The 20456-nt window shown below is 43.7% G+C and carries 16 protein-coding genes and 1 other RNA gene; 3 read left to right on the top strand and 14 right to left on the bottom strand.

Features of this window, described 5'->3' with window-relative positions; all coding sequences use genetic code 11:
- Position 1: 1 nt before the first annotated feature.
- The 8 genes from gltX to HFM85_RS12080 form a co-directional block, all read right to left on the bottom strand.
- Positions 2-1453, bottom strand: a complete 1452-nt coding sequence (gene gltX / locus HFM85_RS12115) for a glutamate--tRNA ligase (RefSeq protein ID WP_173738434.1) — start codon at positions 1451-1453, stop codon at positions 2-4.
- A gap of 175 nt (positions 1454-1628) precedes the next feature.
- Positions 1629-1862, bottom strand: a complete 234-nt coding sequence (gene acpP, locus HFM85_RS12110; RefSeq protein ID WP_119240064.1) for an acyl carrier protein — start codon at positions 1860-1862, stop codon at positions 1629-1631.
- A 141-nt stretch (positions 1863-2003) separates the two neighbouring features.
- Entirely contained in the window at positions 2004-3164 is a 1161-nt protein-coding gene (locus HFM85_RS12105; RefSeq protein WP_173738433.1) for an FtsW/RodA/SpoVE family cell cycle protein, read from the bottom strand.
- 99 nt (positions 3165-3263) lie between these two features.
- Positions 3264-3609, bottom strand: a transfer-messenger RNA (tmRNA) gene (gene ssrA, locus HFM85_RS12100).
- Positions 3610-3832: 223 nt separating this feature from the next.
- Positions 3833-5161, bottom strand: coding sequence for an alpha-L-fucosidase (locus HFM85_RS12095; RefSeq protein WP_173738432.1), 1329 nt, complete (start codon positions 5159-5161; stop codon positions 3833-3835).
- A gap of 29 nt (positions 5162-5190) precedes the next feature.
- On the bottom strand, positions 5191-6012 hold the full coding sequence (locus HFM85_RS12090; RefSeq protein ID WP_173738431.1) for a carbohydrate ABC transporter permease: 822 nt from the start codon (positions 6010-6012) through the stop codon (positions 5191-5193).
- A 1-nt stretch (position 6013) separates the two neighbouring features.
- Positions 6014-6883, bottom strand: coding sequence for a carbohydrate ABC transporter permease (locus tag HFM85_RS12085; RefSeq protein WP_148446671.1), 870 nt, complete (start codon positions 6881-6883; stop codon positions 6014-6016).
- Between the two features lie 76 nt (positions 6884-6959).
- On the bottom strand, positions 6960-8228 hold the full coding sequence (locus tag HFM85_RS12080; RefSeq protein ID WP_173738430.1) for an ABC transporter substrate-binding protein: 1269 nt from the start codon (positions 8226-8228) through the stop codon (positions 6960-6962).
- Between the two features lie 207 nt (positions 8229-8435).
- On the opposite strand from HFM85_RS12080, the gene HFM85_RS12075 reads away from it, so the two are divergent.
- Positions 8436-10274, top strand: a complete 1839-nt coding sequence (locus HFM85_RS12075; RefSeq protein ID WP_119240068.1) for a cache domain-containing sensor histidine kinase — start codon at positions 8436-8438, stop codon at positions 10272-10274.
- A gap of 31 nt (positions 10275-10305) precedes the next feature.
- Here HFM85_RS12075 and HFM85_RS12070 read toward each other — a convergent pair whose 3' ends face one another.
- Positions 10306-12621 (bottom strand): glycoside hydrolase family 95 protein, encoded by a 2316-nt coding sequence (locus tag HFM85_RS12070; protein WP_173738429.1) that lies wholly within the window; start codon positions 12619-12621, stop codon positions 10306-10308.
- A 159-nt stretch (positions 12622-12780) separates the two neighbouring features.
- Here HFM85_RS12070 and HFM85_RS12065 point away from each other — a divergent pair, with 159 nt between their 5' ends.
- Complete coding sequence (locus HFM85_RS12065; protein WP_173738428.1) at positions 12781-14295, top strand: response regulator transcription factor; 1515 nt, start codon at positions 12781-12783, stop codon at positions 14293-14295.
- Positions 14296-14344: 49 nt separating this feature from the next.
- Here HFM85_RS12065 and efp read toward each other — a convergent pair whose 3' ends face one another.
- The 5 genes from efp to HFM85_RS12040 all read right to left on the bottom strand — a co-directional run bounded on the left by efp (position 14345) and on the right by HFM85_RS12040 (position 18848).
- Entirely contained in the window at positions 14345-14902 is a 558-nt protein-coding gene (gene efp, locus HFM85_RS12060) for an elongation factor P (protein ID WP_015524430.1), read from the bottom strand.
- A gap of 86 nt (positions 14903-14988) precedes the next feature.
- Positions 14989-15498: a shikimate kinase gene (locus HFM85_RS12055; protein ID WP_173738427.1), complete on the bottom strand. Its 510-nt coding sequence runs from the start codon at positions 15496-15498 to the stop codon at positions 14989-14991.
- A complete protein-coding gene (locus tag HFM85_RS12050) occupies positions 15495-16001 on the bottom strand; it encodes a YqeG family HAD IIIA-type phosphatase (protein WP_173738426.1) in 507 nt (168 codons plus the stop codon). Before HFM85_RS12050 ends, HFM85_RS12055 begins: the two co-directional genes overlap by 4 nt.
- A 49-nt stretch (positions 16002-16050) precedes the next feature.
- Positions 16051-17412 (bottom strand): citrate/2-methylcitrate synthase, encoded by a 1362-nt coding sequence (locus tag HFM85_RS12045; protein ID WP_173738425.1) that lies wholly within the window; start codon positions 17410-17412, stop codon positions 16051-16053.
- Between the two features lie 218 nt (positions 17413-17630).
- Positions 17631-18848 carry an aminotransferase class I/II-fold pyridoxal phosphate-dependent enzyme gene (locus HFM85_RS12040; RefSeq protein WP_173738424.1) on the bottom strand — a complete coding sequence of 406 codons (1218 nt, stop codon included), beginning with the start codon at positions 18846-18848 and terminating at the stop codon, positions 17631-17633.
- A 222-nt stretch (positions 18849-19070) separates the two neighbouring features.
- Between HFM85_RS12040 and gdhA the strand changes: the two genes are divergently transcribed.
- Positions 19071-20405 (top strand): NADP-specific glutamate dehydrogenase, encoded by a 1335-nt coding sequence (gene gdhA / locus HFM85_RS12035; RefSeq protein ID WP_118063057.1) that lies wholly within the window; start codon positions 19071-19073, stop codon positions 20403-20405.
- The last annotated feature ends 51 nt before the right edge of the window (positions 20406-20456 follow it).

Below are 20456 nucleotides of genomic sequence, written 5' to 3'. Positions count from 1 at the left end.
ATCAGTTCTCGAGTTTAGCGATTGCTGCATGAATACGTTTCAGAGTTTCTTCCTTGCCGATGATCTCCATGATCTCCGTAGCGCCGGCCGGTGTCATCTGCTTGCCGGATACTGCTGTACGAAGCGGCCACATCACATAACCGTTCTTATATCCATGCTCTTTTACAAATGCACTTAAAGAAGCGAACAGCGGATCATTGGTATAATCCTCCTGAGCCTCAAGTACAGGAAGTACCTCTTTGAGGACTGCAAGAGATGTCTCCTCTGTTGTTTTCATTTTTTTATGACGGTACATTGCGCTGTCGTACTCCGGAACTGCCTCAAAGAAATCTACAAGCTCCGGGATATCCGGAAATACTTCGATTCTTGTCTGGACCATTCCTGCGATCTTCTTAAGATCAAAATTTTTCTTAAGAACTTCCTTCAGATACGGAAGCGCTCTCTCGTAAAATGCTTCCGGATCCATTTTCTTGATATACTCGCCGTTCATCCATTTCAGCTTGGCAATATCAAATACTGCCGGTGATTTATTGATATGATGGTAATCAAATGCCTCCACAAGCTCCGGAAGTGAAAAAATCTCACGGTTATCAGCAGGACTCCATCCAAGAAGTGCAACATAGTTAATCACTGCCTCAGTAACAAATCCCTGATCGATCAGATCCTCATAGGAAGAATGACCGCATCTCTTGGAAAGCTTCTGATGTGTCTCATCTGTGATCAGCGGACAGTGAACGTATGTCGGAATCTCCCATCCGAATGCTTCGTAAATACGGTTGTATTTCGGAGAAGATGAAAGATACTCATTACCTCTTACTACGTGTGTAATTCCCATAAGGTGGTCATCGATAACGTTGGCAAAGTTGTATGTCGGATATCCGTCAGATTTAATAAGGATCAGATCCTCCATCTCCTCATTGTTAACGGTGATATCTCCGTAAATTACATCATGGAATGTAGTCGTTCCTTCTGTTGGCATATTGAAGCGGATAACATGCGGCTCGCCTGCATCCAGACGACGCTGAACCTCTTCCCTGGAAAGGTGAAAGCATCTCTTATCATAGATGGAAATCTCCTTGCCGGCAACTGTACGTTTCATGCTCTCCAGTTCTTCCTTGCCGCAGAAGCAGTAATATGCATCACCCTGCTCGATCAGCTGTTTCGCATATTTCAGATACATTCCTGTTGCCTGACGCTCACTCTGTACATACGGTCCAAATCCACCGTCCTTGTCCGGTCCCTCATCATGGAGAAGGCCTGTCTTCTCAAGAGTACGGTAGATAATATCTACAGCTCCCTCAACATAACGTTCCTGGTCTGTATCTTCAATACGGAGGATAAAATCTCCGCCTTCATGTTTTGTGATCAAATAAGCATAAAGAGCTGTTCTTAAGTTACCCACGTGCATTCTGCCTGTAGGGCTCGGTGCAAATCTTGTTCTGATCTTTGTCATTTCTTTTCTCCTCGTTTTTTGTTTCTCATTATAGGTGATATTATATACCTAAATCCTTCAAAATGTCCATAGCTTTTCCGACGGAATACCCCTGGTTTCCCCGGCAGACAGAAAAATCCCCTGGAACACCATTGTTCCAGAGGATCCTTATTCCTGCATTTACCTTCAGCAGATCTTATGCTTCTACACCTTTGTTCTTGAGGTACTCGATTACATCTCCGACAGTGTTCAGATCTGTAAGCTCCTCTGCCGGGATCTCCACATTGTACTCATCCTCAAGAGCCATAACCAGCTCAAACAGGTCAAGGGAATCTGCTCCAAGATCATCCTTGAAAGAAGTCTCCGGTGTAATTGTAGATGCTTCACAATTTAACTGCTCTGCAAGCATTTCGCTCATTTTTTCTAACATGTCTTATTTTCTCCTTTAATCATTACAGATCGAATCTGTTTCCTCTTTTTGAGCAAAGTATATAGTCTGTAAATACAGTTGTCAAGAGGATTTTCCCAAAAAATGTCCATCTGGCGAAAATATTTTGATTTTAAAACTATTTTAGTCTTGAAATTTTATCTGACGGGCCACACTGAGGGCCAGTGCCATCTCCGACATCAGGAACACAATGGACGTTCCGCCATAGCTGATAAACGGCAAGGTGACGCCCGTATTGGGCATCAGATTCAGCACAACTGCAATATTTAATATTACCTGCAGTGCAATATGTATAAAAATTCCCGTAACAAGCAGTGATCCGAACAGATCCGGTGCATTCTGTGCAATAAAGAACAGTCTGTACAGAAGATATCCGAACAGAATCAGCACAAAAATCCCTCCGAAGATCCCAAGCTCTTCGCAGATGATGGAAAAGATCATATCGTTCTGTGCCTCAGGAACACTGCCAAGTTTCTGGATACTGTTTCCCAGCCCCCGGCCAAAAAATCCTCCGGAACCAATGGCATAAAGTGCCTGCAGAGTCTGATATCCTCCCTCATCGGAATATTTCTCAGGCTGGAGCCACACAAGAACTCTCATAATACGGAAACTGTCGCTGCTCTTGGTCGTCGCAACCAGAAAAAGTACACCGATCACGATCAGTACCAGACCTATCACACCAATAATAATAAACGGCCGCATATCCGGATGTGCAACAAAAACCATTCCCACTGTAATACCAAGAATGATCAAAGCTGTACTCAGATTATCCGTCAGTATATACGCAGCAAACGCAAGACCAGCACCCGGAAGTCCCAGGATCATACAGCTCTTCAAAGTCTTAACCTTACGTCCCATCTTACAGATCATATATGCCATCATAATGATGACTGCGATCTTGGCTATCTCAGCCGGCTGAAAGTTGATCGGTCCAATATACAGCCATCTGGTAGCACCATGGGATGAATGTCCAAGGGGTGTACGTACCAGCCCCATGAGGATAAGGGAAAGTACATACAAAGATGTTGTAAACGGCACCAGGATATGATAATCCAATATTTTTGAAACAACCAGTGCCACGATCAGACAGGCTGCACTGATCAGTGCCTGCTTTTTAAAATAAAACATGTCGCTGCCGTAATTTACTTCCGCCATATAGGAACTGGTGCTGTAAAGCATGACCAGACCGAAGCATACCAGAAGTACAATGACAGCAACCAGGCTGTAATCATAATAATCTGATTTTTTTTTATATTTTTTTTTGCTGTTCAGCGATTTTCCCATTCTATCACCAACGCTTTCTTAACTTGCGAAGAATTATCTGACAAGGTAAAAAAAATTCCCGGAAAGCCGCATAAATGCTGTCTTTCCGGGACGTTCCATAAATGGACCTGAGGGGAATCGAACCCCTGTCCGAAAGCCTATCCCTTAAGGCATCTCCCATCACAGTCGCTGTTTTAACATTCCCTCGGCTGCACGCCCACCGACAGGCTTACCGCTTCAGTAGCTTCATGATACATCTACCGGGGCAAAGCTTACCCGGCAAGGTTTCTCACATGGTCGACGCCAGATTCCCGATGTGTGAGTGCAACGGGACTGACGAGCAGCTTAGGCTGCTAACGCTAACTTTTCGTCTGCGTTTATATTTAGTTCCCGGTTGGTACGCAGTCCAGGAGTCTGCGGATGGCTTCCCTAACTTCAAAGCCCCCGTCGAAACCAGTACAAGCCCTTGTATAAAAAAGACTTCTGATGACTTCATTCTCTTCAAGTCATCTCTGGTGGACAGACGAACTCTAAGCCAGTTGTTTTTTGACTGGATTTAATTATACCAGAATGTTTTTTCGTGTCAAGGATATTTGCAAAAAAGGTTCCGGGCTGTGCACGGTTTTTCTTACCCTCACAGCCTGGAACCCAAGTCTGAAACTGTCAGCCTTATATGCTCTGCATCATATTCATTCGCCGTCTTTTACTTTCAGACAGATGATATGCTTCTCTTTGTCATATCCGTTAATACGGACCTTCATTCCCTCTTTTGTCTCTTCGCACTGTACATTAAGCGTTGAGTCCAGTGTCTCTGCACTTCCTTTTACGCCCGGAATCAGCACTGTATTCTCTTCCTTGGAAAGTCCCTCTATAAATACATAAAGATCTTTTTCTTTTGCTGTAAAGAACAGCTGTACACCATCTCCTGCTGTTTCCGGAAGATGTGCGGAACAACTGGTATCATAAATACCTTCTCCGTTAATCTCCAGCCATTTTCCAAGCGCAAGAAGACGTTTTTCCTGCTCAGCCGGAATAGTTCCGTCTGGTTTCGGACCGATATTGAGAAGCAGGTTTCCGTTATCAGATACTGTTGCAACCAAAAGATGAATCAGATCCGGAACACTGATCAGCTGATCGTCTCCTTCATTTTCATTGTATCCGAAAGAAAGTCCCATACCTCGGCACATTTCCCACTTTTCCTTGCGATTAGCTTCGCCCTGTTTGTATTCTTTTGTGCTGAAGTCATGATACAGTCCATTAAACCGGTCATTGACTACGCCTTCCTCCACCACATTGTAATAATGTGCCAGGAAATACGGCATCATATGCTCACTCTGCTTTGGCCATCCAATATCATTCCAGAATACGGACGGATGATATTTGTCTACCAGCTCTTTCATCTGGTTATAAGAATAGTCTGCATACTCAAAAGTCGGGCAGGCATTTCCGAAATTGTCCTCTTCCTTGAAAATCGGATCATTGGCAAACTGCCAGTCGATCAGCCCTGAATAATAAAGTCCCATTTTCAGTCCTTCACTGCGCACAGCATCTGTCAGCTCTCCTGTGATATCTCTCTTCGGACCAAGCTCTTCACAGTTGAAATCTGTATATTCACTGGGATACAGGCAGAAACCATCATGATGCTTCGTTGTCAGCACAACATATTTTGCCCCTGCTTTGCGGAAAAGTTCTGCCCACTTCTGTGGCTGCCAGTTCTCAGCCTTCCACATTGGCAGGAAATCTTCATAGGAAAAATCCTTGCCGTATTTCTCAATGTGATGTTCATAAGAAGGTCCTTTTCCAACATTTATGGAATTATAATACCACTCCGCATAAGGATTGTTGCAGAACCATTCTTCATTGGTCTCCACTGCGCCAAGCTCCCATGTTCTTGGTGCGAAAGCAGGAACTGAATAGATTCCCCAGTGGATAAAGATTCCGAATTTACAGCCGTCATACCATTTCGGTACCTCATGCTCATTTACAGAATTCCATGTTCCTGTATATTTTTTTGACATTCTTCATATCCTCCTTGATATTATCAGGATCAGCCCTTTACAGCACCGGCTGTCATACCTGCGATCACCCATTTCTGTGCAAAAATGTATACCAGGATTACCGGCAAAGAAACCAGCACAACGTCTGCACATACAAGGTTCCAGCTTCTGCTGAACTGTCCGTAGAAATTGTATACAGAAAGCGGCAGCGTCCACTTGGACGAAGAGTTCAGAAGATACATCGGAATCTGAAGCTCATTCCATACCCACATAAAATTCAGAACGCCTGTTGTTGCAAGAACCGGCTTCAAAAGCGGCATGATCACTGTGCAGAACAGTCTTCCGCCTACTGCACCGTCCATAACTGCTGCCTCATCCAGTTCTTTCGGGATTCCTTTAATAAATCCACTGAACATCATTGTTGTAAACGGCATGTACAGAGAAGAATATACAAGACAGAGACCTATCCTTGATCCATAAATCCCCATTTTCTGCATCAGCTGGATCGTTGGAAGCGCAGCAAAAGGTGCAATGATTCCAAGAGTGATGATCTTATACCCGATCCTGCATCCTTTTGTATCTCTTCGCACAATGATAAAGCTTAAGAATGCAGAAAGAGAAACGATCAGTGCCACTGATATAAAGGTGATAAACACACTGTTCCCGAGAGAACGTATAAAATCTTTTTCCAGAACTGTTATATAGTTTTCCGGATGCCACTCACTTGGCAGGCTGACATTCATATAAGCAGCTTCGCCTTTGTTTTTAAAGGAAGTGAGAAGTACCATCAGCATCGGATAGATCGTCACGATGCTCACAAGCCAGAGAATGATCTCCAGTATCAGATTGATCCTAGTTTTTTTCTTATTCATATTATAACACCGTCTCCCATCTTGATGAAAACTTCTGATATACAACTGAAACAATGACCAGAAGCACTGTGAATACAAGGTTGACAGCTACAGATTGCGAATAACGTCCTGCAGACATTTCATTCATCATCAGCGTTCCGAAACTCTCAGTCGCATTTCCGGGGCCGCCGCCTGTCATAACGTAAATCAGATCGAACATTTTCAATCCATAAATCAGGCTGAACAGAATATTAACGTTTACAGTAGGCATGATCAGCGGAAGTGTGATATGGCGGAAAAGCTGCCATTCAGATGCACCGTCAAGTTTACCTGCCTCCAGATAATCAGAAGAAACTGACTGCAGACCCGCAAGTGTGATGATGATCGCATATCCCACATTTCTCCATACCTCAGCTACGCAGATAGCAAAAACTGCTGTGCCTCGTTTTCCCAGCCACTGTATATTTGCAATTCCCATAAGGTTCAGGATATTATTGATCGTACCGTGGCGTGTCTGGAATACAGCACTGAAGATAAGGCCTACAACAAGGCAGGAAAAGATAGACGGGATAAAATAAACCGTTCTCAGAGCAGTCCGTGTTTTGATCTCACGGTTCAGGATATAGGCAAATACAAAGCCCAGAAGTGTTACGGTAATGGTTTTTACGCCTGCGTAGATCAGGGTATTTACAAAGGCTACCGGCACTTTCGTACTCGTAAGAACTGACATGATATTTTCAAATCCTACAAATTTCAGATTGGTTGTTCTGGCTGCACTCCAGTTGGTAAATGCATAATAATAACCCACAGTGGACGGTACAATAAAGAAGATAAAAAATACCACAGCAGGGATCAGTGCCAGATACAACGGATATATTTTTTTTCGATTCATGAATTTCCTCCTTAAACAATTTCAGGTTTGAAGTTTTACCCTCAAACCTGAAACCATCTTTAAAACGGATGTTTATTTACTGGGCAAAAGACTCAAGTGTTGCAACTCTGTCATCATCGATCAGTTTTACACATTCTTCTACGCTGATGTCTCCGTTCATAAGCTGAAGCAGAGCCTTGCCACCTTCCTGCTGGTTGAAACCAACAATCTTCGGCTGTGCGGAAGATGCACGGATCAGTTTATCTACGCTATCTTTGTTTCCATCATACTGAGCGGAATTTACATTTGTTGTCTCCTGTTTAAATACTGCTGCTGTGGAAACACCATCAAATGCCTGGTTGTAATTCTCCGGATCTGCCATAAAGTTTACGAAATCGCTGGCTGCCTCTACATTATCACCATTTTTGTTTACAAGCATCAGGTTTACATTTCCGCCTTCATAAGTTCCCTCGTCGCAGGTTCCCATAAATACCGGCATGATTCCGAAATCATCGCCTACATAATCATAAGATTCACTGTCATAATCTGTATCAAACCAGGTATCCCAGCAGAAGAGCATTGCAGCTTCACCTGTTCCAAGAACCTCACTTGTATAATCCCATGTATCAGATGCAAAGTTCTTTCCAAAGTATCCTTTATCTGCTGCTTCTTTAAACCAGGTACACATATCTGTGAATTCCGGGATATCTGCGTAGGACATTTCTCCTGCATTCAGTTTCTCGATATATTCCGGATGCTCCTCAAGTACAGGATCCAGTGCGAACTGATAAAGGATTGGCCATGCATCAGCTGCTGCAAGGTAGATCGGCTGTACTCCGTTCTCCAGAAGTGTATCGCAGGCTGCATTGAATTCTTCCTGTGTTGTAGGCTGCTCAATTCCCAGTTCTTCGAAGATCTTTGTGTTATAGAAACAGCCGGAGTTGGATGCTTCCCAGAACGGAAGTCCGATCACTTTGTCATTGTAGGTTGCCTGCGGAAGAACTGAGTCCTGAATATCGGACACCCAGTCAGCATCGGACCAGTCTACAAAATTCTCTTCCGGATTAAAGTTTTTCAGGTTGCTGTTTCCGAAATGAATGTAAAGATCCGGGATATCACCTGTTGTAAATTTTGTCAGTGCAATGGTCTCTGCATTATCTGTATCAAGGCCCTGCTGGTCAATCTTGTTTCCGGAAGATTCCTCCCACAGAGAAATGATCTTCTGCATGTACGGTTTTGCAAGGTCATCTGCATTTCCGTAGAGTGTCAGTGTTACTCCATCTGCTGCGCTGGCTGTTACCACGCTTCCGAATACTGATACTGTCATGCACGCTGCCATAAGTGCTGCAAACATTTTTTTCTTCATTGTAAAAATTCCTCCCTTTGTATGTTTTTTCGTTCTTAATATGGTCATATTATATAAAACCGGCTCTGGAAAATCCATGGACTTTTGTTTAATCCAACATGCACTTTTTTCCTTTTTTATATTTTTCCATCTATTTGTACAATTTTTCTTGTTTCTTTTTCGCTGTTCATATAAAATAGATACAAGAAATTTTCCGGAGGAACGATCATGAAATTCCATGAATTTTCTTTTCAAAAAAAGCTGTTCATTTCCTGCATCCTGCTAAATTCCCTTCTGCTTGTCGGTTTTTCGCTGTTTTTCTATTATTATTCGGCAAATTCCCTGCGGGAGAACATGCGCAGTACATTAAGCGGCAGTACATCCATGATACAGAACAATCTGGACACCCTTCTCAATGATGCAGATAATACGCTGAAAGAGCTGCAGCTAAACACCGCACTCCTTGATACTGCCAGAAATATCCCAGAGAGCGAAAACAACTACCTGCCCACCCATATCGCAGCCAGATCTGCTTTTCAGGACCGGTTCCGTACTACTTTGATATCTTCAGACCTGGATGTATCCCTTAATTATGTCAGCAAATATTACGACCATCTGGGAATTTCTTCCCCAAACGGTACCAGTTATACAAAAAAAGCTGTTCTGGAGAACAATCCCAATCTTACCGGCGTTATGGACAGCATTAATTATGTTTTATATGTTCCTCCTCACAAGGATTACTGGAAAAACAACCGAACTGTAATTTCTGTTGTACGTTCCATGCGGGATATTTATCATCAGTACGGGCTTCTTATTGCTGATTTTGATATGGATACCCTGACCAGACAACTTCTCTCCGGTTTTGATACTCCGGAAGATTATGATATTACCATTCTGGATGATGCTGATAATCTGGTTTACACAAGTGCATCCACACTGAACCGCCGGGCTTTTCTGGCCAGCTGGCGTTCCGCTTCCGAGATTTCTCCTGACAGTGGCAGCTTTTCCTATGGAAATCTTTCTGTTTCCAGCTATCACCTTTCCGATAAGACCGGATGGACGGTGATCCTCAGTGAGAATTCTTCCATATTTGCAGCCTCCATAAAACGGCTTCTCATAATCAGCACATTGCTTTTTGTAATCATGTTCATAATTATGTCCACCTTTCTTATGGTACTGACGCGAAACCTCACACAGCCACTTCGACAGCTGACAGATAAGCTGACAGTTCTTGAGCCCGGGGAAAATATTTCTGCTATACCCGGAAGCAGCGATAATGAGATCATCTTTCTCACCAATGCGATCCAGGGATATCTTTCTGAGATTTACGACCAGAACCAGCGTCTTACAGAACAACGGAAACGGACGCTGATTGCCCACTATGACGCCATGGAAGCACAGCTGAACCCGCATTTTCTGTACAATACTCTTTCTGTCATCGGAATGACAGGGCTGGCCTCCGGAAATATGGATGTTTCCAACATGTGCACAGAACTTTCCCAGCTTCTTCGCTACTCCCTCTCCTACACAGGACAGTCCGTTATTTTGTCCCAGGAGATCGACAATGCAAGGCATTACCTCTATATTATGAAAATACGCTACGAAGACGATCTGGAATACGAATGGCAGCTTGATGATTCCCTGAATTCCATTACTGTGCCAAAGCTGATTCTTCAGCCTCTTATTGAAAACTGTTTTCAGCATGGCTTCCACCAGGCAGGCGTGGAGATTTCTCCTCCCTGGAAGATTTCCATACGTTCCCACTGTGACGACACCCGGTGGTATCTGTCAATCTCCAACAACGGAGCGCCGTTTCCTGAAGAAAAGTTTGCAGCTCTTCACCAGAAACTCTCAGGCTTCACCTTTACCGGAAACCAGGATATGGATTACGAAAACACCTTTCGCCATCAGGGCTATGGTCTGGAAAATACCATTCTCCGTTTTCATATTTATTACCGCGGCGAAGAATATTTCCATGTTTCCAGAAATGATTCTGACAACCTTACGACCGTCACCATCGGCGGCCCGTTAAAGCCTGAAAAATTATTCAGCCGGAGCACTTCCTGACAGGGAAGCCTCCGGCTTTTTTCCTTAAACTTTATTTACTCCTGATCTGATAGATCGCATCTTTCTCTGTATCAAATACGTATCTTTCTTTTTCATCTCTGATCACAGAAACTTTTATTCCATCTTTTGAGATCTCCAGTTCCTCTCTGCATCTGAGAACTGCTTTTTCCCCATGTTTCGAAAGAAGCCACCCATGAGAAAATCTGCCTTTTTCCCAGGTCATATCCACCTCAAAACCGCCTTCTGCACAAATACCTGTGATGCTTCCCTCCTGCCAGTTTTTCGGAAGAGCCGGAAGCAGGAATATCTCATCCAGATGGCTCTGCAGCAGCATCTGGGCGATTCCGCACGTACCGCCGAAATTTCCATCGATCTGGAATACCCACGGAATACCTGAAATCCGCTCAAGCGGCGGATGCAGATCAAACATATTCGGTGCTGTCAGTTGGTTGAGAAGATAATCGATATATTCCTCTGCTTTATCTCCATTCCGAAGTCTTGCATACAGATTGATCAGCCATGCACAGCTCCAGCCTGTGTGACCGCCACCAAATTCCATTCGTCTCTCCAGAGATTTCTCACATGCTTTTACCAGCTCCGGATTCTCATATTCATTAATCTGGTTTGCCGGAAACAGGGGATATAAATGAGAAAAATGTCTGTGCCCAAGTTCCCACTCCTCATAATCTTCTCTCCATTCCAACAGCTGACCGTATTTTCCAATCTTATACAAAGGGAGCTTATCAAGAGTTTCACGCACCCAGTCTTCCTGAGATGCTTTTTTCCCAAGGATCTTGTTTCCTTCCAGATAGGCATGAAAAATATCTCTCAGGATTCCGGTATCCATGGTACAGCCTGCGCAGGCACTTCCCGTTGTTCCATCTGCCTGATAATAGGTATTCTCCGGAGAAACAGACGGACAGACGATCATCTCTCCATGATCCTCGATCATAAAATCTCTGAAAAACAGTACACATTCCTCCAGAACCGGCATCATACGATCAAGAAAAGCCTGATCCATCGTATAACGGTAATGTTTCCAGATATGTGCTGCCAGCCATGCGCCGCCCATTACCCAGTATGACGCTGCCAGTGCCAGATCCTGAGGTGCAGTATCTGCCCAGATATCTGTGTTATGATGTGCCACAAAACCTCTGCATCCATACATTTCCATGGCTGTTCTTCTGCCATTTTTCACCATACGTTCCAGAAGATCAAAAAGCGGCTCATGACACATGGAAAGATTACAGATTTCTGCAGGCCAGTAATTCATTTCTGTGTTGATATTGATGGTATATTTGGAATCCCAGGTAGGCTCCAGCTTCTCACACCAGATTCCCTGAAGATTGGCAGGAAGTCCTCCCGGGCGGCTGCTCGCCATAAGAAGATATCTTCCGTATCCATAATAAAGAGCTGCCAGCCCTTTGTCTTTTTTACCTTCCCGGAGTCGTTTCAGACGCTGATCTGTTGGAAGTTCGGATAGACCTTCATCCTCTTTCAGTTTCAGAACAGAACGGTTAAACACCTTGCTGTGTTGCTCCACATGTTCTGCCAGTATCCGGCCAAAATCCTCTGCTGTGTAAGAAGCCAGCTGTTCTTTGAGGTAGCTGTATGGATCCTCGACCTTCTTTTTTCGGTAAGGGAAAGTAGTCACTCCGTTTACATAAAAAATCACCCTGGAAGCATTTTGGATCACCAGATGTTCTCCGATCACCTGCACGCTTCCGCCTTCTGACACCGCGCGAGCCTGAATGCCGAATTCACTTCCGCCCTTTCCCAGATCTCCATCAATATAAATACTATCCTCGCCGGCTTTTCCTGCACAGTTGTAAAATCGTCCCCTTGTTATCAGAACAGACATTGTAAGACCTTCTTCTCTGTCTGTAAAAAACTCCGCTGCCATCAAATCTTCTTTTTCAGAGATCAGACAACGCATTCTGTACTGTGCTCCATTATGTACAAATGAAGTACTTACAACACCTTTTTCCAGATCCAGTTCTCTTCTGTAATTTTGGATCTCACCCGCTTCGTGATCTATGCTGTAATTCACATCACACATGGTCTGATATGGCCGTTCGCTCTGAGGTGTTCCAGACAATGCAAAAAGCTCCAGTTTCTGGGCTTCCCGAATCTTTCCTGCCAGAACCAGTTTCCGGATCTCCGGGAAATACTTCGCCGCGTCCGGATTGATGCGGTCAAGCGGTCCTCCATAGACAATACTCTCCTCATTCATCTGGATCTGTCCGCAAAAAGGCTCTCCGGATATCATAGCCCCCAGCCTGCCATTACCAAGAGGCAATGCTTCGATCCAGCTTTTTGCTGCTTCTGTATACCATAAACAGTTCATATTCTTCCTCCCTGTTTTTTTCCTATCATATCATACCTTCTGTATACACAACATGGAAAAAAAGCGACTTTCGTATGGACTTTTTTCTTGTTTCCACGTCTATTCATGCTATAATTAAAACATATGCAAAAAATTTCTTTCACATACAAAGGAGAAATCATGATACACGTACTTATCATTGAAGATGAACCAGCCATTGCCAGAGGTCTCTCGCTTCTCATCACCAAAAACTACCCTGATTTCCAGGTTCTTGGCATCTGCAAAAACGGCAGGGACGGCCTGCAGAAAATCCTGGAGCAGAAACCGGAGCTGGTATTTACTGATATCACCATGCCTGTGATGAACGGTCTCGATATGATCGAAAAAGTTCAGAAATCCCAGTTTCATACCCGCTTTGTTATTCTTACCGGATATGCGGATTTCGAATATGCCAGAAAAGCGATCCACCTTGGTGTTTCCGATTATCTTCTCAAACCGATTGACCTTAAAACTCTGGACGATATCCTCTGTTCCTGTATGGCACAGCAGAATGCCCAGACGTGCCTGCTCCAGAAAGAATACCTGCAATGTGCACTGCATAGCGATAATCTGACCGATCCTGCCCCTGTTTTTATGAACGAAGTTTCCTGCTCCTTTATCTTCGTTTTTCAGGGTCCATTACGTTCTAACATATACAGCGAGACTATCCCGGATTCCGTTTTCGCGCCGGTCTCTCCCGGATATCTGACTCAGTTGGAAAAAGAATATCAGGTTTCGCTTTTTCTTCTCCATGGAAAACATTTCAATGAGCAGGTATATGCAGTTATCTATCCTTCCTCCAGTCAGCCGGATACGGAAGGACTTGCCAGGAGAATCCACAGTATACTGGATATATCTGATCAGCAGCCGGACTCCTGGATTAACACGATTCTGTCTCTGCAGTCTCCAGATTCCGGTTCTGTTTCCGACCTTATAAAAGATACCTATCTTTTTGCACTGTTCAAAAACAGATTTGGAGCCAGTTCTTTTCAGACATGTACCACATTATCAGATCAGAAGATCCGTGTTTCCCAGGATGTTCAGCAGCTCTGCGCAGGAATCTCTTCTCATTCTGATCAGGAAAGCCTGTACCATATGATTCATTCCCTGATTACCATACAGAACCAGCCGAATCTTTCCCAGTTTCAGATAACTGCAAACCTGAGATACTATATCTCCACTGTAATCCAGAACTGCCACAAAGACATCATTTATCCGGATGTCGCTGAAATCGTTTCCACCTGTCATTCCTACGAGGAACTGGAACGGGAACTGCAGTATGAAACTTCCAAGATCTGCGGTTTTCACAAAACCATACCTGGAGAAGAACTACCGTCTCTGGCCCGTCAGGTGCGCAATTACCTGGATAAGAATTTCACCCAGCAGATCACCACGAAATCTTTTCAGGATATTTTTGGCTATAATGAGAAATATATCTCCACACTTTTTAAATCAGAATTCGGGATTTCTCCCAGCAAATATATCAGTGAACTTCGCCTGAAAATGGCTAAAACATTAATGCAGAACAATCCGGATATCCTTACCAAAGATGTGGCTGAGATGGTAGGCTTCTCCGATGCTTTCTATTTCAGCCGGGTGTTTAAATCCCACGAAGGAATATCTCCCAGCCAGTTTCTGAAGCAGTTAAAAGACTGATAGTCAGATATAAAAAAACCCGCGTAAGCGGGTTTTTTAATGTATCGCATTATACACGGGAGAGATACTCTCCTGTTCTTGTATCGATCTTCAGTTTGTCGCCCTGGTTTACGAACAGCGGAACCTGAACCTGTGCACCTGTCTCAACAGTTGCAGGTTTGGTAGCACCCTGTGCTGTATTTCCGGCGAATCCCGGCTCTGTCTCAATAACCTCAAGCTCTACAAAGAGTGGCGGCTCGATAGCAAATACCTCGCCGTTATGAGAGCAAACCTTAACCATCTCGTTATCCTTAACGAATTTCAGAGAATCGCCAACCTGCTCCTCTGTAAGACCTACCTGGTCATATGTCTCTGTGTTCATGAAGTAGTATAAACCACCATCCTGATACAGATACTGCATATCTACACGCTCAATACGTGCTGCTGGAAATTTCTCTGTAGGACGGAAAGATTTCTCTACTACAGATCCTGTGATGATATTTTTGTATTTTGTTCTTACAAAGGCTGCGCCTTTTCCTGGTTTTACATGCTGGAATTCAACGATCTGACATACGTTTCCATCAATTTCAAGTGTGATACCATTTTTGAAATCACCTGCTGAAATCATAAATATTTCCTCCTTAATATGTGCGCTTCTTTTTCGCTATGAATTATTCTATAATACCTTTTGTCATTTTTCAACTGTTTTTTTATTTATGCCTTTAATTTTTCTTCAATTTCGGCAATTAATTCGTCAAACGGCTTCACTCCTGTGACAACTTTAATGTCTGCAAACTTCTCATAAACAGGATCTCTCTGCTTGAGGAGCTTCTTGATCTTATCCTCTTTATTCTCAGCCCCTTCCAGTGTCGGATTATTGCTTCCTTCCAGTCTCTTGATCAGAGTTGCAGCAGATCCTTTCAAATAGATGATCGTTCCCATTTCTGCAAGATACTTTTGGTTCTGCTCCTGCAGTGGCAGTCCTGCACTGACGGAGATTACCTTTCTCTCACTGTCTGTAGAAAGTTCTTTTACTGCCATTGTCTCAAGTGCACGGTAAAACGGTTCTCCGAAACGTTCAAATACCTCCTTTACTGACATGTTCATTTTTTTCACGATCAGTCTGTCCACGTCAATAAACGGAAGTCCCAGGTCCTTCGCCAGTCTCTTTCCAACTCGTGTCTTTCCTGAACCCATAAAGCCGATAATTACAATATGGTTCATGAATTCTTTCCCTCCTCTTTCTGGTAAAAATGTAATACTATTTTCTCCAGATAGCGCTTGAGCACGATCTGGATCTCTTCTTTTGGATGAATGGGCTTCACAAGGATCGTCCGGATCCCGGCCCTCTTCGCTCCATAAATGTCCGTAAACAGCTGATCCCCTACAAAGATAGTCCTGTCAGGATCTGTTCCGATCACCCGGCAGGCCTTTCTGTAGTTCTTCACAGCCGGTTTATGGGCATTTTCTATAAAATTCCCCTCCACAGCACGGGCAAAAGGCTCCACTCTCGGTTTCTGATTATTGGATACAAAACAATACTGAAATCCTATCTTACGAAGCCTCTCAAACAGTTTCTTTGTACGTTCATCTGCCGGTGCGCCATGTGGAACAATTGTATTGTCTATATCAAAAAGAAGCCCTCTGTATCCCTCTTTATAAAGTTTCTCATAATTGATCACATATGCAGAATCCAGATATTCATCTGGAAAAAAGCTTCTGAACATCTATTACACCTCAGTTTTCTCTCGTCATTTCGTAATAATGCCAGTTTTTTTATCGCTCTGCAAGAGGAACGTATGTCGCTTCCGGAAGAACATTCTTGTATGCAGGACGGATGATCTTATCCACATTGATAAGCTCTTCCATACGGTGTGCACTCCATCCTACGATACGTGCAATGGCAAACATCGGTGTATACAGCTCCAGCGGCAGATCCAGCATGCTGTAAACAAATCCGCTGTAAAAATCCACGTTTGCGCTGACACCCTTGTAGATCTTGCGTTCCTCTGCGATAACCTGCGGTGCAAGGCGCTCCACTGCTTCATACAGCTGATAATCCTTCATCCTGCCTTTTTCTCTGGCAAGCTGCTCCACATAGCCTTTAAATACCTCTGCACGGGGATCGGAAACAGAATAGATCGCATGGCCCATACCATAGATAAGGCCTCTCTTGTCAAAAGCTTCTTTGTGAAGAAGTTTCTGAAGATAATCGCGAATCTCGTCTTCATCACTGTAATCATGAACATGCTTGCGCATATCGTTAAACATCTTCACAACCTTGATATTGGCACCGCCATGCTTCGGTCCTTTTAAGGAACCAAGTGCTGCTGCAATGGCTGAATACGTATCTGTTCCGGAGGAAGAAACTACGTGAGTGGTAAAGGTAGAGTTGTTACCACCGCCATGCTCCATATGAAGGATCAGGGCAATATCAAGGATCTCCGCTTCCAGAGCCGTATACTTCTTATCCGGTCTTAAAAGGCGCAAGATATTCTCTGCTGTGGAAAGCTCTCTCTTAGGCTGATGGATATAAAGGCTTTTGCCCTTCTCATAATGGTTGTAGGCCTGATAAGCATAAACAGATAACAGCGGGAAAACACTGATAAGATTAATGCACTGACGAAGCACATTATCAAGCTGGATATTGTCCGGATCCTTATCATAAGAATAAAGTGTAAGGACACTTCTGGACAAAGCATTCATAATATCCCTGGACGGTGCCTTCATAATGACATCTCTCACAAAATTTCTCGGCAATGTCCTCTGATTGGCCAGAATACCGGAAAACTCATTCAGTTCTTCCTGGTTTGGCAGCTTGCCGAAAAGAAGCAGATAAGTCACTTCTTCGAAGCCGAACCGTCTGTCATTGATAAATCCCTTGGTCAGATCCTTGATATCATATCCTCTGTAGGAAAGCTTGCCAGCACAGGGAACTTCCTTTCCATCTACGATCTTCGTTGCCTGTACATTGGAGATCTGGGTCAGTCCTGCAAGAACACCCTTTCCATTAAGGTCACGCAAGCCTCGTTTGACATCATATTTACCATAAAGGGATAAATCCAGTTTATCATTCTCCAGACAGATCTGGGTCAGTTTCTCAATCTCAGGTGTCACTTTCATGTTAAATCTGCTCATTAATAAATTCCCCTTTCGCTTTCTGTTTATTGCTGTTCGATAGCGGTCCCTCCTCATTCCCCTCTCAAGCAATTCTTATGCTGCTGTTCACTCCATGGGCATGAATGGCAGCATTTCTGGTCTTATTCCACATATCCCGGCATAACCGGCCGGGATATTTCATAAATGATTATAACATTTTTTTCGCTATTGGTCTATGATGAAAATTCTATTGATGATCACCTCTGCTTATATGTAGCAAAGAACTCTTTCATCTTCTTCATGGCCTTGTCCAGCTGGCGAATATCCGGCAGATATACAATACGGAAATGATCCGGCTGATGCCAGTTGAAGCCTTTTCCCGGAACGATAAGAACCTGTTTATCATGCAGGAAATCCAGTGCAAACTGTTCATCATTGAAGATATTGAATTTTTCTGTATCGATCTTCGGGAAGATATAGAATGCCGCACGTGGCTTCACTGCTGAAATTCCCGGAATATCATTAAGAGCCTTGTAAATAAAATCTCTCTGCTCATACACACGTCCGCCCGGCTGGATATATTCATTGACGCTCTGATATCCACCCAGTGCAGTCTGTACGATAGACTGTGCCGGAACATTGGAACACAGACGCATGGAAGAAAGCATGTTGATTCCCTCAATATAACCTTTTGCCTTATTCTTTGCACCACTTAGGATCATCCAGCCGATACGGAATCCCGCAATCATATGGGACTTGGACAGTCCGGAAAAAGTAACACAGAATACATCCGGTGCAAGAGATGCAATAGATGTATGTTTATATCCATCCATAACAAGACGGTCATAGATCTCATCAGAAAAGATGATCAGTTCATGTTCTCTTGCAATATCTGCGATCTGCTCCAGGATCTCCTTCGGATATACTGCACCTGTAGGATTATTCGGGTTAATGATAACGATCGCCTTGGTCCTTGGTGTGATCTTGCTCTTGATATCCTCAATATCCGGATACCAGTCAGACTGTTCATCACAGATATAATGAACTACATTTCCGCCTGCCAGTGTTGCAGTAGCTGTCCACAACGGATAATCGGGCGCCGGGATCAGGATCTCATCCCCGTTATCAAGCAGTGCCTGCATACAAAGGTTGATCAGCTCACTGACACCATTTCCTGTATAAATATCATTAATGGTAACTCCCGGGATCCCGCGAAGCTGTGCATACTGCATGATCGCCTTCCTTGCGGAAAAAATACCCTTGGAATCAGAATATCCCTGGGACGTACGTACATTGCTCAGCATATCAAGAATGACTTCCTGCGGTGCAGAAAATCCAAAAGGATACGGATTACCTATATTAAGCTTCAGGATCTCCATTCCGTCCTCTTCCATTCTGGCCGCCTCATCTACAACCGGTCCTCGCACGTCATACAGTACGTTGTCAAGCTTTGATGATTTCCCGAATGTTCTCATAAAAACCACTCCTTTACCTATTTTCACTATTATTTTAACTTTTTGTGTTCATAGTCAAAAAATATTTATTTCTATATCTTCTCACATTTGCTCCCTCAACGCAAGAAATAAAAATTTAAAAAATTTTATTTTAGCACTTCCCTTTTTTAGCATGTTAATGTATAATAGCACTCGAATTTATATTTCAAACACAATTCAATACGTGATGAGGAGGAAACAACTATGTCTTACACAGAAGAAGTTTATGAAAGAGTTGTAGCACAGAATCCTGGCGAGCCAGAATTCCATCAGGCAGTTAAGGAAGTTCTTGACTCCCTTAAAGTCGTAATTGACAAAAATGAGGAAGAGTATCGTAAGCTTTCCATTCTTGAGCGTCTTGTAGAGCCAGAGAGAATCATCTCTTTCAAAGTACCGTGGATCGATGACAACGGAACTGTACAGGTTAACAAAGGATACCGTGTCCAGTTCAACAGTGCGATCGGACCATACAAGGGCGGCTTAAGATTCCATCCTTCTGTAAATCAGGGTATCCTGAAATTCCTTGGTTTTGAGCAGACCTTCAAAAACTCTCTTACAGGTCTTCCGATCGGCGGCGGAAAAGGTGGCTCCAACTTCGATCCTAAGGGTAAATCTGACAGAGAGGTTATGGCATTCTGCCAGAGCTTTATGACAGAACTTTGCAAATATATCGGTGCAGACACAGATGTACCGGCTGGTGATATCGGTGTTGGCGGACGTGAGATCGGATATCTCTTCGGACAGTACAAGAGAATCCGCGGACTCTATGAGGGTGTACTCACAGGTAAAGGTCTCTCCTTCGGCGGTTCTCTGATTCGTACAGAGGCTACCGGCTATGGTGTTGTATACATGCTCAATGAGATTGCTAAGGCTCACAATGATTCTGTAGAAGGAAAAACAATTGTTGTAACAGGTTCCGGTAATGTAGCTATCTACGCTGTTGAGAAAGCCACACAGCTTGGTGCCAAGGTTGTTGCAATGAACGACTCCAACGGATACATCTATGATCCGAACGGAATCAACCTCGACGTTGTAAAAGACATCAAAGAAGTTAAACGTGGACGTATCAAAGAGTACGCTGACCGTGTTGAGGGTGCTACCTACACAGAGGGACTTGGCATCTGGAACATCAAGTGTGATATCTATCTTCCATGTGCTACACAGAATGAGCTTGGCCTTGACGGAGCTAAAACACTTGTTGCAAACGGCTGCAAATATGTAGTTGAGGGTGCTAACATGCCTACTACTCTTGATGCAACAACATACCTTCAGGAGAACGGCGTTCTCTTCATGCCTGGTAAAGCCGCAAACGCTGGCGGTGTTGCCACATCTGCACTGGAGATGAGCCAGAACTCCATGAGACTTTCCTGGACAAGAGAAGAAGTTGATGAGAAGCTTCACAACATCATGATCGACATTTTCCATAAAGCTGATGACGCCGCTAAACGTTACGGCATGGAAGACAACTATGTTGTAGGCGCTAACATCGCCGGATTCGAGAAAGTTGTCGACGCTATGAAAGCTCAGGGTATTGTTTAATCTTCAAGTTTCCTGAATCTTTAACGTAAGATCTTATAGCAGGATCGCAGA

Source organism: Blautia schinkii, from assembly GCF_013304825.1.
Classification (GTDB): Bacteria; Bacillota; Clostridia; order Lachnospirales; family Lachnospiraceae; genus Blautia_A; species Blautia_A schinkii_B.
The sequence above is the reverse complement of the archived record's forward strand: the minus strand, read 5'-3'. Positions and strand labels throughout refer to the sequence as shown.

Bases quoted from the DNA above. Each gene is read 5' to 3' on its own strand.
- HFM85_RS12040 (WP_173738424.1), bottom strand. From the start codon at position 18,848: ATGAGAACATTCGGGAAATCATCAAAGCTTGACAACGTACTGTATGAC.
- HFM85_RS12095 (WP_173738432.1), bottom strand. From the start codon at position 5,161: ATGTCAAAAAAATATACAGGAACATGGAATTCTGTAAATGAGCATGAG.
- gltX (WP_173738434.1), bottom strand. From the start codon at position 1,453: ATGACAAAGATCAGAACAAGATTTGCACCGAGCCCTACAGGCAGAATG.
- gdhA (WP_118063057.1), top strand. From the start codon at position 19,071: ATGTCTTACACAGAAGAAGTTTATGAAAGAGTTGTAGCACAGAATCCT.
- HFM85_RS12065 (WP_173738428.1), top strand. From the start codon at position 12,781: ATGATACACGTACTTATCATTGAAGATGAACCAGCCATTGCCAGAGGT.
- HFM85_RS12050 (WP_173738426.1), bottom strand. From the start codon at position 16,001: ATGTTCAGAAGCTTTTTTCCAGATGAATATCTGGATTCTGCATATGTG.
- HFM85_RS12070 (WP_173738429.1), bottom strand. From the start codon at position 12,621: ATGAACTGTTTATGGTATACAGAAGCAGCAAAAAGCTGGATCGAAGCA.
- HFM85_RS12080 (WP_173738430.1), bottom strand. From the start codon at position 8,228: ATGAAGAAAAAAATGTTTGCAGCACTTATGGCAGCGTGCATGACAGTA.
- HFM85_RS12055 (WP_173738427.1), bottom strand. From the start codon at position 15,498: ATGAACCATATTGTAATTATCGGCTTTATGGGTTCAGGAAAGACACGA.
- HFM85_RS12075 (WP_119240068.1), top strand. From the start codon at position 8,436: ATGAAATTCCATGAATTTTCTTTTCAAAAAAAGCTGTTCATTTCCTGC.
- acpP (WP_119240064.1), bottom strand. From the start codon at position 1,862: ATGTTAGAAAAAATGAGCGAAATGCTTGCAGAGCAGTTAAATTGTGAA.
- HFM85_RS12090 (WP_173738431.1), bottom strand. From the start codon at position 6,012: ATGAATAAGAAAAAAACTAGGATCAATCTGATACTGGAGATCATTCTC.
- efp (WP_015524430.1), bottom strand. From the start codon at position 14,902: ATGATTTCAGCAGGTGATTTCAAAAATGGTATCACACTTGAAATTGAT.
- HFM85_RS12085 (WP_148446671.1), bottom strand. From the start codon at position 6,883: ATGAATCGAAAAAAAATATATCCGTTGTATCTGGCACTGATCCCTGCT.
- HFM85_RS12105 (WP_173738433.1), bottom strand. From the start codon at position 3,164: ATGGGAAAATCGCTGAACAGCAAAAAAAAATATAAAAAAAAATCAGAT.
- HFM85_RS12045 (WP_173738425.1), bottom strand. From the start codon at position 17,412: ATGAGCAGATTTAACATGAAAGTGACACCTGAGATTGAGAAACTGACC.